The 12,725-nt window shown below is 73.3% G+C and carries 13 protein-coding genes; 11 read left to right on the top strand and 2 right to left on the bottom strand.

What is annotated here, in order from left to right:
• Positions 1–132: 132 nt before the first annotated feature.
• The gene (locus tag ACQRUO_RS25820; RefSeq protein WP_428318452.1) at positions 133–432 is read left to right on the top strand and encodes a hypothetical protein; all 300 of its coding nucleotides are present in this window, start codon (positions 133–135) and stop codon (positions 430–432) included.
• Positions 425–700, top strand: a complete 276-nt coding sequence (locus ACQRUO_RS25825; RefSeq protein ID WP_428318453.1) for a hypothetical protein — start codon at positions 425–427, stop codon at positions 698–700. Before ACQRUO_RS25820 ends, ACQRUO_RS25825 begins: the two co-directional genes overlap by 8 nt.
• A 71-nt stretch (positions 701–771) precedes the next feature.
• On the opposite strand, the gene ACQRUO_RS25830 is transcribed toward ACQRUO_RS25825, so the two are convergent.
• Positions 772–1,167: a VOC family protein gene (locus tag ACQRUO_RS25830; RefSeq protein WP_428318454.1), complete on the bottom strand. Its 396-nt coding sequence runs from the start codon at positions 1,165–1,167 to the stop codon at positions 772–774.
• 134 nt (positions 1,168–1,301) lie between these two features.
• Here ACQRUO_RS25830 and ACQRUO_RS25835 point away from each other — a divergent pair, with 134 nt between their 5' ends.
• The 3 genes from ACQRUO_RS25835 to ACQRUO_RS25845 are packed head-to-tail and all read left to right on the top strand — an operon-like array spanning position 1,302 to position 4,878.
• The gene (locus tag ACQRUO_RS25835; protein ID WP_428318455.1) at positions 1,302–1,826 is read left to right on the top strand and encodes a PadR family transcriptional regulator; all 525 of its coding nucleotides are present in this window, start codon (positions 1,302–1,304) and stop codon (positions 1,824–1,826) included.
• Positions 1,823–2,521, top strand: coding sequence for an ABC transporter ATP-binding protein (locus ACQRUO_RS25840; RefSeq protein ID WP_428318456.1), 699 nt, complete (start codon positions 1,823–1,825; stop codon positions 2,519–2,521). Before ACQRUO_RS25835 ends, ACQRUO_RS25840 begins: the two co-directional genes overlap by 4 nt.
• Positions 2,518–4,878 carry an FtsX-like permease family protein gene (locus ACQRUO_RS25845; RefSeq protein ID WP_428318457.1) on the top strand — a complete coding sequence of 787 codons (2,361 nt, stop codon included), beginning with the start codon at positions 2,518–2,520 and terminating at the stop codon, positions 4,876–4,878. The genes ACQRUO_RS25840 and ACQRUO_RS25845 overlap by 4 nt, the downstream gene beginning before the upstream one ends.
• Here the strand turns inward: ACQRUO_RS25845 and ACQRUO_RS25850 are convergent.
• Positions 4,847–6,103, bottom strand: coding sequence for an FAD-dependent oxidoreductase (locus tag ACQRUO_RS25850; RefSeq protein ID WP_428318458.1), 1,257 nt, complete (start codon positions 6,101–6,103; stop codon positions 4,847–4,849). The genes ACQRUO_RS25845 and ACQRUO_RS25850 overlap by 32 nt on opposite strands.
• 117 nt (positions 6,104–6,220) lie before the next feature.
• Between ACQRUO_RS25850 and ACQRUO_RS25855 the strand changes: the two genes are divergently transcribed.
• From ACQRUO_RS25855 to ACQRUO_RS25880, 6 genes are all read left to right on the top strand, one after another.
• The gene (locus ACQRUO_RS25855) at positions 6,221–6,820 is read left to right on the top strand and encodes a PadR family transcriptional regulator (RefSeq protein ID WP_428318459.1); all 600 of its coding nucleotides are present in this window, start codon (positions 6,221–6,223) and stop codon (positions 6,818–6,820) included.
• A gap of 263 nt (positions 6,821–7,083) precedes the next feature.
• On the top strand, positions 7,084–8,658 hold the full coding sequence (locus ACQRUO_RS25860; protein ID WP_428318460.1) for an efflux RND transporter periplasmic adaptor subunit: 1,575 nt from the start codon (positions 7,084–7,086) through the stop codon (positions 8,656–8,658).
• Positions 8,658–9,563 (top strand): ABC transporter ATP-binding protein, encoded by a 906-nt coding sequence (locus tag ACQRUO_RS25865; protein WP_428318461.1) that lies wholly within the window; start codon positions 8,658–8,660, stop codon positions 9,561–9,563. Before ACQRUO_RS25860 ends, ACQRUO_RS25865 begins: the two co-directional genes overlap by 1 nt.
• Positions 9,564–9,574: 11 nt before the next feature.
• On the top strand, positions 9,575–10,768 hold the full coding sequence (locus ACQRUO_RS25870) for an ABC transporter permease (protein WP_428318462.1): 1,194 nt from the start codon (positions 9,575–9,577) through the stop codon (positions 10,766–10,768).
• Between the two features lie 37 nt (positions 10,769–10,805).
• Entirely contained in the window at positions 10,806–11,612 is an 807-nt protein-coding gene (locus ACQRUO_RS25875; RefSeq protein ID WP_428318463.1) for a hypothetical protein, read from the top strand.
• A gap of 236 nt (positions 11,613–11,848) precedes the next feature.
• A complete protein-coding gene (locus ACQRUO_RS25880) occupies positions 11,849–12,553 on the top strand; it encodes a VC0807 family protein (RefSeq protein ID WP_428318464.1) in 705 nt (234 codons plus the stop codon).
• The last annotated feature ends 172 nt before the right edge of the window (positions 12,554–12,725 follow it).

Below are 12,725 nucleotides of genomic sequence, written 5' to 3' on the forward strand. Positions count from 1 at the left end.
GGCCCCGGTGCGGACTCTCCGCACCGGGGCCCGCGCCGTCAGCCGAACGCACCCCGAACCCCGCCGGACTTCCTCCCGCCCGTGTCCGCGGCAGCAGCCGCTACCGTTGTGTCGAGGAGCAGGAGGATTCCGATGAGCGTCCAGCCCGTGAGCCACCCCGAGCAGCAGCCGCGTGTGCCGCGCACGGCCGACGGGATCGCCGGAGTCCTGAACGGTGCCCGGCGGATGGCGTTCTACCGCGAGCTCGGTCAGGCGCCGATCGACCGCGTCCAGGAACTGCTGAACCGGTGGTGGTGCGAGGCTGAGCTCGACGCCGACCCGGAGCAGGACCGGATCGTCTCCGCCGCCCGTGCCGGGACCTTGCCCACCGTCACCATGGCGGACGTGGTGCGGCTTCGCCGCGAGCGGGGCGGGGAACTGCCGGGTGAGTGACCTGGAGCCGGAGGACCTGTGGCCGGTCGAACCGTCCGAGGCCGTTCAGGACGCCCTTGCCGACCCGAAGCTCTCCGTCGAGCTGTTCTCCGCGATCGTCGCGCTGACCGTCGCCATCGCCGAGGATCCGTGGTTGCCGGACAGCACCGCGCGCGACAGCGCCGGCGACTGGCGTCGGCTCCCCGTTCCGCACGGGCGTGGCTTGGTCGAGTACGTCATCGACACCGATCACCACGTCGTCCGGCTGACCCGGATCATCCCGCTGTAACCAAGCGTCGTGTGGTCGGCCGCGAGGCGGTCGGCCGGTGCGGATGGCGCATCAGCGCTGGTCGGTGACTCTCACCCGCCCGTCGTCGCGCGCTCCTCGGCGCTCCTCTCCACGCAGAACTCGTTGCCCTCGGGGTCGGCCAGGACCGCCCAGCCGGTGCCGTCCGCGGTGCGGTGGTCGGCGAGCAGGGTCGCGCCGAGAGAGAGCAGGCGGTCGACCTCGGTCTCGCGGGGGTGGTCGGTGGGCTGGAGGTCGAGGTGGAGGCGGTTCTTCACCGCCTTGCCCTCGGGGACCGGGAGGAAGAGCAGGTTGGGCTGCAGTGGGTCGGCGGGATCGGCGAGCAGGTACTCGGGCTCCGCCGCGGTGCCGTCGTCGACCACGGTACGACCGGTGACGGCGGCCCAGAAGGCGGCCAGGGCGGCGGGGTCGACGCAGTCGAAGGTGATGCTGCGGACGCGTGCGGTCACGGCGGGCTCCTGAGGCGGGGTCAGTCCTGACTGATGCGGTGTCATCATCGCACCGCAGTACCGGCGATGGCTACGGAACGTGAGTAGGTACTCAGTGTTGACGCCCACTAGATACCGAGTGTAGATACTGGGATATGACCGTTCCCCTCGCCCTCCTCGGGCTGCTCGGACGCGAGCCGAGTCACGGCTACGACCTCAAACGCGACTACGACGCCTACTTCGGCCGGGGCAAGCCGCTGCCGCCCGGCCAGGTGTACTCGACCCTCAGCCGGCTGGCCCGGGACGGGAAGGTGGTGATGGGGGAGGTCGAGCCGGGCACCGGGCCGGACCGGAAGCGGTACGTGATCACCGACCTCGGCGCGACCGAGCTGGGCGACTGGCTGCAGACCCCCGCCGAGCCCGAACCGCACCTGCAGACCGTGCTGTTCACCAAGGTGGTGCTGGCCCTGCTGCTGGAGCGGGACGCCGCCGGCTACCTGGACCTGCAGCGCGCCGCCCACCTGCAGCGGATGCGCGAGCTGACCGAGGTGCGCCGCAGCGGGTCGCTGGTGGACCGGCTGCTCGCCGACCACGGGCTCTTCCACCTGGAGGCCGACCTGCGCTGGATCGACCAGACCGCGGCCCGGCTGGACGCACTCGCCGCGGAGGTCAAGGCATGAGCACCGCACCCGAGGTCATGATCGAGGCCCGCGACCTGGAGCTCTCCTTCGGGCCGACGCCCGCGCTGCGCGGCGCGAGCCTGTCGGTGACCCGCGGCGAGATCCTGGCCATCATGGGCCCCAGCGGCTCCGGCAAGTCCACCCTGCTGCACTGCCTGGCCGGGATCCTCACCCCGCAGTCCGGCGAGGTCCGCCTGGAGGGCACCCGGATCGACACCCTGCGCGAGGCCGAGCGCAGCGCGCTGCGCCGCGAGCGGTTCGGCTTCGTCTTCCAGTTCGGCCAGCTGGTGCCCGAGTTGACCGCCGAGGAGAACGTCGCGCTGCCGCTGCTGCTGGGCGGCCGCAAGCGGGCGGCCGCGCTGGCCGCGGCCCGCGGCTGGCTGGACCGGCTCGGCCTGGACGGCCTGGGCGACCACCGCTCGGGCGAGCTGTCGGGCGGCCAGGCGCAGCGGGTGGCGCTGGCCCGTGCGCTGGTGATCGAGCCGGACGTGCTCTTCGCCGACGAGCCGACCGGTTCGCTCGACTCGATGACCGGCGAGCAGGTGATGGACCTGATGGTGGACACCGCCCGGGAGCACGGCACCACGGTGGTGCTGGTGACCCACGAGCCGCGGGTGGCGGCCTGCGCGGACCGCGAGGTCGTGGTGCGCGACGGCCGGGTCACCCAGCTCTCGGTCGAGCGGCTGGCGTCGTGAGCGGCACCGAACCGGGACGGACCGGCAAGGTACGGGTCGGCACCCCGGGGTCGAGCCTGGCGCTGGTCCGGCTCGGCCTGCGGCTGACCCTGGCGACCGGTCGGGAGGCGGTCGCCAGGCTCGCTGTGGTCACCACGGCCACCGCGCTCGGGGTCGGGATGCTGCTCGGCATTCTCGCGGCGCTGAACGCGGTGACCACCCAGAACGGCCGCTTCGCCTGGCTCAACACCGGTCTGGTGCACAGCAGCCCGCCGCAGGCCGCGGTGTCGGTGCACGACCCGCTCTGGTGGGAGGTCCGGCGGGACACCTTCCAGGGGACGCAGATCGCCCGGGTCGACCTCGCCGCCACCGGCCCGAACTCCCCGGTCCCGCCCGGCATCCCGCAGCTGCCGGGCCCCGGCGAGTACTACGCCTCGCCGGCCATGGCCAAGCTGCTCGCCGCCACCCCGGCCGACCAGTTGGGCGACCGCTTCCCGGGCCACCAGGTCGGCACCATCGGCAACGCGGCGCTGCCGGGCCCGGGCACGCTGGTGATCGTGGTCGGCCACACCCCGGACCAGCTGGCCGGCGCCCCGAGCGCGCACGAGGTCAGCTCGATCCTGACCACCCGGCCGGGCGACTGCGGTGACTGCGAGATCGGCACGGCGAACCCCAACGGCATGAAGCTGACGCTCTCGGTGGTGGCGCTGGCGCTGATCCTGCCGGTGCTGATCCTGATCAGCACCGCGACCCGGCTGGCCGCCACCCGCCGGGAGCAGCGGTTCGCGGCGATGCGGCTGGTCGGGGCCACGCCGCGGCAGATCTCGGTGATCTCGGCGGTCGAGTCGGGCGTCGGGTCGGTGCTCGGCACCGCGTTGGGCTTCGCGGTCTTCCTGCTGCTCCGGCCGGCGGTGGCCGGGGTCGACTTCACCCGGTACCTGTTCTTCGAGAGCGACCTGTCGCTGAGCCGGCTCCAGGTGCTGGTGGTGGCCCTCGGGGTGCCGCTCGCGGGAGCGGTCTCGGCCCGCCTCGCGCTGCGCCGGGTGCAGATCTCCCCGCTCGGGGTGACCCGGCGGACCACCCCGAAGCCGCCGCGTTGGTACCGGGTGCTCCCGCTGCTGCTGGGCGTGGCCGAGCTCTCCTGGTTCGTCGGCCGCCGCCCGCCGACCACCAACGGCCAACTGCTCGCCTACCTGCCGGGGATCACGCTGATCGTGGTCGGCCTGGTGATCGCCGGACCCTGGCTGACCATGGTCGGCGCCCGGCTGATGGCCCGGCGCACCGACAGCCCGGCCGTGCTGATGGCCGGGCGGCGGCTGGCGGACGACCCGCGGGCCGGGTTCCGCGCGGTCAGCGGGCTGGTGCTGGCCCTGTGCGTCACCACCTGCGGGGTCGGGGTGATGACCGCGATGGCCGACGAGCGCGGCCTGCCCAGCGGGAGCCCGGGTCTGCGGGCCACCGTGCTGGACGACCTCAGCGACGGCTGGGGCAGGGACGGGCAACTGCGCGCCCTGGCCGGTCCGCTGCCGGACCCGGTGCTGGCGAAGCTGCGGGAGATCCCGGGTGTCCAGGGGGTGGCGGTGCTGCACTCCGCGCCGGCCGGGCAGGTCGACCCGCTCTCCGGGACCCCGCAGGTGCCGGCCGGTCTGCCGGTGCCGCCCCCGCGGCAGGGCGCCGTGGTCGCCTGCGACCAGCTCGCGAGCACCACGTACTTCGGCGGCTGCCCGGCCGGCGCCACCGCGGTGACGGTGACCCCCTTCTTCGACGCGATCGGGCTCACCGACCAGGCCTGGCCCACCACCTGGCCGACGGACCGGCAGTCCGCCGCTCAACTGGCGAATCTGCCGGTCGAGTCGGTGGTGGTGACCACCGACGGGTCGCAGACCGCCGAGGAACAGACCAGGACCCTGCTGGCGACGACCTACCCCGACCACCCCGCGCCCTACACGATCGGCGAGGACCGGGCGGTACGGTCGACGATGCTCGACGGCTACCAGCAGCTGTCCGACGTGGTGATCGGGGTCAGCCTGCCGATCGCCGGGTGCAGCCTGGCGGTCAGCGTGGCCGGCGGACTGACCGACCGCAAGCGGCCGTTCAGCCTGCTGCGGCTGACCGGGGCCAAGCTGGCGGTGCTGCGCCGGGTGGTGCTGCTGGAGAGCGCGCTGCCGCTGCTGGTGGTCTCGGCGGTGGCGATCGGGGTGGGCTTCGTCGCCGCGGACCTCTTCCTGAAGGCGCAGCTCGACTACTCGCTGCACGCGGTGAGCGGCGGCTACTACCTGATGGTGGCGCTCGGGCTGGTCGCCTCGCTCGGGGTGATCGCCGCCACCCTGCCGCTGCTGCGCCGGATCACCGGGCCGGAGACGGCGCGGAACGAGTGACCGGGCCGGCCCCGGGTGCCGGTCGGGCGCCGGTGACCGGGGCCGCCCAGTCGATCGGGTAGTCGAACATCCAGGCCATCTTCTCCGGCTTGACCAGCCGGGAGAACACCCGCAGCGCCCAGGCGTTGACCACCCGGCCGACCGGCCCGGCGGCCTTGGCGCCGTTCTTGCGGGTGGTCTCCCTGATCACCCGCTCCACCCGGGGCCGGCGCTCCGCCTCGTAGGCGGCGAACGCCTCCTCGTGCGGCAGGTCGCGCAGGCAGCGGGCCAGCTGGATCGCGCTCTCGATGGCCAGCGAGGCGCCCTGGCCCGAGCTGGAGGAGGGCGCGTGCGCGGCGTCCCCGGTCAGCACCAGCCGGCCCCGGCTCCAGACCGGGACCCGCGGCATGTTCTCCATCGGGCCGACGATCATCAGCGCGGCCGGGTCGCTGGCCCCGATCAGCCGCGCGGCCGGGGTGCGGTCCGCGTCGAAGGCCGCCCGCAGCCGGGGCAGCCACTCGGTGGAGGGGGTCGCCCGGACCTCGGCGGCGGTCATCGGGGTGGGCTGCGGCAGGTTGACGAACCAGAGCGCCGAGCCGTCGTCGAAGACCTGGTAGCCGAAGAAGCCGCGCTTGCCGAAGCTCATGTTCATCTTCCCGGCGGTGCTCGGCAGGCCGCAGTCGGGCACCCGGGCGCCGAAGCTGATCAACCCGGCGTACTGCGGGCCGGGGGCGGCCGGGTCGATCAGCTCGCGCACGGTGGAGCGGATGCCGTCCGCGCCGATCAGCACGTCGGCGCGGGCCGAGCTGCCGTCGGCGAAGTGCGCGGTGACCCCCGTGGCGTCCTCCTCGACGCCGGTGAGCCGCTTGCCGTGCTCGATCCGGATGCCGCGGCGGGCGGCCTCCTGGTAGAGCACCCGGTAGAGGTCGGTGCGCCAGACCAGCTGCATGGGCGCCACCCCGGGCGGGTTGCCGAACTCGCCGAGCCGCTTGCCGGCCCAGTCCTGCATGACGATGCCGGTCATCGGCACGCCCAGCGGCCGGACCAGGTCGAGCAGGCCGACCGACTGCAGGGCGTCCATCCCGTTGGGGGCCAGGCTCAGCCCGGCGCCGGTGTCGAAGGCGGTCCCGGCGTGGGCCTCGTGGACGGTCGCCTCGATGCCGGCCCGCTGCAGCGCCATCGCGGTGACCGGGCCGGCGATGCCGCCGCCGATGACCAGGGCGGTGCGGGTCTTCGTGGTGCTCATTCCAGTTCACTCCCGTGTCTGCGCAGTGCTGCCGGCGTGGTGTCGGCGCTGCTCATCGATAGTTGCACTGAAACTAGTTTCTGGTCAACTAGTTCGGCTGAGGATACGATCGAGGGCATGAGCACCCACCGCAGTTCCCCCCTCGCCCTGACCGTGCTGTCCCTGCTCCACTACAAGCCGCTGCACCCGTACGGCCTGCAGCGGCTGATCAAGGAGTGGGGCAAGGACCAGGTGGTCAACGTGGGCCAGCGGGCGAGCCTGTACCGGACCATCGACCGGCTCCAGGAGGCCGGGCTGGTCGCCGTCCGGGAGACCGGGCGGGACCAGGCCTACCCGGAGCGCACCGTCTACGAGGTCACCGACGCCGGGCGGGCCACCGCGCGGGAGTGGCTGGTCGAGATGCTCGCGGTGCCGAAGCAGGAGTTCCCGCAGTTCCCGGCGGCGCTCTCGCACGTGCTGATGCTGGAGCGGGCGGAGATCGCGGAGGCGCTGGGGCGGCGGCTGGCCGTGGTCGAGGAGAAGCTGGCCGCGCTGGCCGCCGAGCTGACCGAGGAGCGGGCGGACGGGCTGGCCCGGATCGCGCTGCTGGAGACCGAGTACCTGCACGCGGTCACCGAGGCGGAGGCGCGCTGGCTGCGCGCGGTGGTCGAGGACCTGCGCACCGGGCGGTTGAGCTGGTCGGTCGAGGAGCTGCGGGCCTTCGGCGGCGACGCGTAGCCCGCGCGGGTCCGGCCGGGCCCTACCAGGGGCCGTCGTGAAGGCCGCGCCCCAGGTGGCTGGGAACATCCTGGGAGTTGCGTGATCGGGGGTTTTGAACGGGACCGATCGGCCGCCGTTCTGTCCGGTTCGCCCGGGTCTGCGTCGCCCACCCGGCTCAGCCCGCTCCCAGGTGGCGCCCAGAACATCGCAAGAGCACCGGGCGACTCTTGTGCGCTATGAAGGTCCTCCCGCGACGGCGTGGCGCCGTCATCCTCAACTCAGTGCTCGGCGTGGCCCTCCTCGCGGGGGGCGCGCTGGCCTACACCACCGTGAACAGCACCAGCAGTTCGGCGGCCGGCAAGCCGGCGACCCGGACCGCCACCGTGACCAAGGGGACGGTCCTGGCCACGGTGTCCGGTTCCGGCAGCCTGGCGTCGCCCACCGACGCCGCGGAGAACTTCGTCACCGGCGGCAAGCTGACCGCGGTCAAGGTCTCGGTCGGCGACACGGTGACCGCGGGCGAGGTGCTGGCCACGGTCGACACCACGGCCGCCCAGCAGGCGCTGGACGCGGCCAACGGGTCGCTGGCCGAGGCGCAGGCGGGGCTGACCACGGCGCAGGCCAACCTGACCAAGGCTCAGGCGGGGACCACCACGACCAAGACGGAGCCGGTCAGCGGCTCCGGCGCGGTGCAGGCCTCGTTCACCTCGCCGAGCCCGTCGGCCGGTACCACCGCGAGCGCCTCGCCCTCGCCCACCACCGGCGGCCGGGGCGGCGGCAGCGGCACCAGCGGCAGCACGGGTGCGGGCTCCGGCAGCGGCGGCAGCACCGGCGGCTCCGGCACGGGCGGGTCCGGCGGGTCCGGCAGCACCGGTGGGTCAGGCGGTACCGGTGGGTCAGGCGGCACCGGCGGTGCCGTCCCCGCCCCGCAGACCACCACCATCACCACCACCACGGTGGACCCGGCCGCGGTCGCCCAGGCCCAGCAGCAGGTGACCCAGGCCCAGCAGCAGGTCGCCACCGCGCAGACCAACGTCACCAACGCGCAGACCGCGCTCGCCGGCACCACGCTGACCGCCTCGGTCGGCGGCACCGTCGCCTCGATCTCCAACAAGGTCGGCGACACCGTCTCCGGCACCGGTGGCGACGCGAGCTCGGCGGGCTCCGGCGGCGGCAGCTCGAGCAGCGGAAAGTCGAGCTCCTCGACGTCCAGCACCCCGTCGGGCTTCATCGTGATCACCAACCCGACCGGCATGCAGGTCACCGCGGACTTCTCCGAGCTGGACTCGCTCAAGCTGAAGAAGGGCGAGGGGGCCACCGTCACGCTCAACGCGCAGTCCTCCAGCAGCTTCAACGCCTCGGTGCTGTCGGTGAGTTCGCTGCCGGTGTCGAGCGGTTCCAGCTCCGGCGCGAGCGGCGGCGCGGTGCAGTACGCGGCCACCCTGCAGCTGACCGGCGACGTCAGCCAGCTGCGCACCGGGATGAGCGCGACCGTCTCGGTGGTCACCGGCGAGGCGGACAACGCCCTCTCGGTCCCCGCGGCGGCGCTCTCCGGCACCGGCAGCAGCCGCACCGCGACCGTGGTGGCGGCGAACGGCACCACCTCCCGGGTCAGCGTCACGGTCGGCGTGGTCGGCGACAGCACCGTGCAGGTGGTCTCCGGCCTCAACGAGGGCGACAAGGTCCAGTTGATCTCGGCCAGCGGCGGCGGCAGCAACGGCTTCCCGAGCGGCTCCTTCCCCGGCGGCTTCGGCGGTGGCGGTGGTCGCGGCGGGGCCGGCGGTGGCGGGGGCCTCGGCGGCGGTGGCGGCAGCTTCGGCGGCGGCGGTGGCGGCGGCGCCAAGGGTGGTGCCTGATGGCGCTCCGTGCCCGTGCCCGCCGCCGCGGTGCCGCAGCGCCCCACGGCGCCGGGGCCGCGGACCAGGCGGCGGCCGCCCAGCTGCCGCCGCCGGTCATCCAGGTCCGCCGGCTGCGCAAGTCCTACGGTCACGGGGACGCGGTGGTGCACGCGCTGCGCGGCCCCGACGACCCGCAGACCGGTGAGCCGCAGGGCGTCGGCCTGGACATCGAGCAGGGCGACTTCGTCGCCGTGATGGGCAGCTCCGGTTCCGGCAAGTCGACCCTGATGAACATCCTCGGCTGCCTGGACGTCCCGACCTCCGGCCGCTACCTGCTGGACGGGATCGACGTCGGCCACCTGGACGAGCAGCAGCTCTCGCTGGTCCGCAACCGCAAGATCGGCTTCATCTTCCAGTCGTTCAACCTGGTGCCGCGCACCACCGCGCTGGCCCAGGTGGAACTGCCGCTCGCCTACGCGGGGGTGCGGGCCGCCGAGCGGCGCCGGCGCGCGCTGGCGGCGCTGGCCCTGGTGGGCCTGTCCGGGCGGGCCGACCACAAGCCCAACGAGCTCTCCGGCGGCCAGCAGCAGCGCGTGGCGGTGGCCCGCGCGCTGGTCACCGCGCCGGCCATGCTGCTCGCCGACGAGCCGACCGGCAACCTGGACAGCCGCTCCACCGAAGAGGTACTGGCGATCATCGACGGACTGAACGCGACCGGCCGCACGGTCGTGCTGATCACCCACGAGGACGAGGTGGCCCAACACGCCAAGCGGGTCATCCGCCTGGTGGACGGTCAGATCACCTCCGACGTCCGGCAGGGCCCGGTGGCCGGCCCGCCGCCGGTGCTGGCCCGGCAACTCGCCGCGCAGCCGGGCGGGCAGCCGTCGGCCGGCACGGCCGCGCTGATCGGGGGCCGGCCGTGATCCTCTGGCAGATGCTCCGCTTCGCCCTCGCCGGCCTGGCCGCCAACAAGGTGCGCTCCGCGCTCACCATGCTCGGCGTGCTGATCGGCGTCGCCTCGGTGATCCTGCTGCTGGCGGTCGGCAACGGCTCGTCGACCGCGGTGAAGAACTCGATCACCTCGCTCGGCACCAACTCGCTGACCGTCACCTCCGGCACCAGCGGCGGCGCCCGCACCGCGGGCACGGTCAAGAAGCTCACCGTGGACGACGCCCGGGCGCTGGCCGACCCCTCGGCGGCCCCGGACATCAAGTCGGTCGCCCCGGTGGTCACCACCAGCGCGACCGCCGTCTACGGCAACGTCTCGTACACCCCCGGCTCGGTGATCGGCACCTACCCGGCCTACTTCGAGACCGCCAACCAGAAGGTCGCCTCCGGCGACTACTTCAGCGCCGACGACGTGCTCAACTCCGCCAAGGTCGCGGTGATCGGCTCGACCACCGCGCAGCAGCTGTTCGACACCGAGAACCCGGTGGGCAAGAAGATCACCCTCGGCGGCACCCCGCTGACCATCGTCGGCGTGCTGCAGACCAAGGGCGCCACCGGCTTCAACGACCCGGACGACGTGATCATCGCGCCGCTGCCGACCGTGCAGAACGCCTTCACCGGCTTCAGCTCGGTCAACCAGATCCTGGTGCAGGCCACCTCGGCCGACACCACGACGCAGGCGCAGAACGAGATCACCCAGATCCTGATGGGCACCCACTCGCTGACCGACCCGACCAAGCTCGACTTCCGGGTCAGCAACCAGACCTCGCTGCTCAGCGCGCGGGAGAGCACCAGCCAGACCTTCACCGTGCTGCTCGGCGCGGTGGCCGCGATCTCGCTGCTGGTCGGCGGGATCGGGATCACCAACATCATGCTGGTCACGGTGACCGAGCGGACCCGGGAGATCGGCATCCGCAAGGCGCTGGGCGCGCCGAAGGCGGTGATCCTGGGGCAGTTCCTCACCGAGTCGACCTTGCTGTCGGTGTTCGGCGCCGGCCTCGGGGTGGCGGTCGGGATCTTCGGCTCGCACTTCAGCGTGGTCGGGATCAAGCCGGTGGTGATCCCCTCCTCGGTGTTCGGCGCCTTCGGGATCGCGGTGGCGATCGGCCTCTTCTTCGGCAGCTACCCGGCCAACCGGGCCGCCTCGCTGCGCCCCATCGACGCCCTGCGGCACGAGTGAGGCGCGCGATGGCCACCGGTACGACCACGGATCAGTCATGATCACCGAGCGAGACGAGCGGGAGCAGTCAGAGCCCATGCCTACCAACAACAGCGACCTGGTCCGGGCCGACGACACCATGCGCCTGCCGGCCGTTCCCCGGCCCGCCGCCGCGGCGGCCCCCGGTGCCGGGGCCGCGCTCTCCGCCGAGTCGGCGGCGCACGCCGAGCTGCTGGCCACCGCGCCGGACGCCCGGGACATCACCGCGGAGCTGGCCGCGCCGCCGCGCCGCAAGCTGCCCTGGGTCACCCTGCTGCTGGCCGGCGGGGTGATCGCCGCCTCGGCGTTCGCGGGCGGTGCCTGGTACCAGAAGAACCACGGCGACAACAGCACGGCGGCGAGCCGGGCGATCACCGCCGCGATCCAGAAGGCGGGCCAGAACGCCGGGGCCCGCGGCGGCCGGGGCGGTGGTGGCGGTGCGGCCGGCGGTGGCGGCGGTGCGGGTGGCGGCGGCGCGGCCGGCTTCACCCGCGGCACGGTCAAGATGGTCGACGGCAGCACCGTCTACCTGACCGACAACAGCGGCAACATCGTCAAGGTGACCACGGACGGCAACACCAAGGTCCAGGTGACCCAGAACGGCCAGGTCGGCCAGTTGCAGCCGGGGCAGAGCGTGACCGTGGTGGGCACCCCGGACGGCTCCGGCGGCTACCAGGCCTCGCAGCTGACCGAGGGCGGCGCGGTCGGCGGTGGCGGTGGCTTCGGTGGTGGCGGCGGTGGCGGCGGGTTCGGCGGCGGTGGCGCGGCCGGCGGGGGTGGCGGCACCGGCGGCTCGGGCGGTGGCGGCACCGCGAACGGCGGCTGACCGCCGGGCGTGCGCCCCGCGCCCGGTTGGGGCGCACACGGTGTGATGACACGTCAAACGGCTCGTCGGGCCCAAACCCGGCGGGCCGCTTGTGTGCTGACCGACCGCCGGCGGGGTCCGAGTGGTCTCGCGATGGGTTCCGGGTGTAGGCGAACGCCCGGTAGATCGGGGACAATGACCCGCGGCCCGGCCGTCGGCCGGGGAGCCGTCAGCTGCTCATGCCCGGGGGATTCACCGTGTCCAGTACCACTCCGCCGCCCGCCCCTGCCCGGAAGCGGAAGGCCGCCGCACTCGGTTGGGTGCTCAGCCTCAGCCTGAACGTCATGGCGCCGATCCTGATCTACAACCAGCTGAAGTCGCACGGCGCCACCGACTTCCAGGCGGTGCTGGCCGGCGGCCTCGGTCCGCTGCTCGACATCGCGATCTACCTGGCCTGGCACCGCCGGGCCGACGAGTTCGCCGTCATCTCGCTGGTCTTCATCGGGCTCAGCGGCGTCGCCGCGCTGGTCGGCCCGCACGACGCCAAGCTGCTGCTGGCCAAGGACTCCCTGGTCACCGGCCTCTTCGGGGTGCTCTGCCTGGTCACGCTGCTGATGAGCCGGCCGCTGATGTTCTACTTCGGCCGCAAGTTCGCCACCGACGGCACCCCGGAGCAGGTCGCCTGGTGGAACGGTCTGTGGCAGTACCCGGGCTTCCGCCTCGTGCAGCGCAACCTCACCATCGGCTGGGGCATCGGCTACCTGCTCGAGGCGGCGGTGCGGGTGGTCTGCGTCTACTCGCTCAGCGACGGCCAGGCCGTCTCGGTGAACAACGTCCTGCCCTACGCGGTCACCGGTCTGCTGGTCTTCTGGACCATGACCTACGCCCGCCGGGCCCAGGCCCGCGGCCGGGCGGCGGGCGCGCCGGCCACCCCGGAGGAGGCGCTGGCCCAGCAGGGCTGAGCGTACTGACGAGTACGGAAAGCGCCGGGTCCTTCGGGTTCGAAGTATCCGGCGCGTTTCATCCGACTCTCATCAAACCCGCGTAAGGTCCCGAAACCATTCATCTGATCGGCCGACAAGCCCAGGCAGCCGGGAGGCGGACCCCGTGACCACAGGGACTGCGACCACAGGG

Origin of the sequence: Kitasatospora sp. LaBMicrA B282, from assembly GCF_050325825.1 — a bacterium.
GTDB lineage: Bacteria > Actinomycetota > Actinomycetes > Streptomycetales > Streptomycetaceae > Kitasatospora.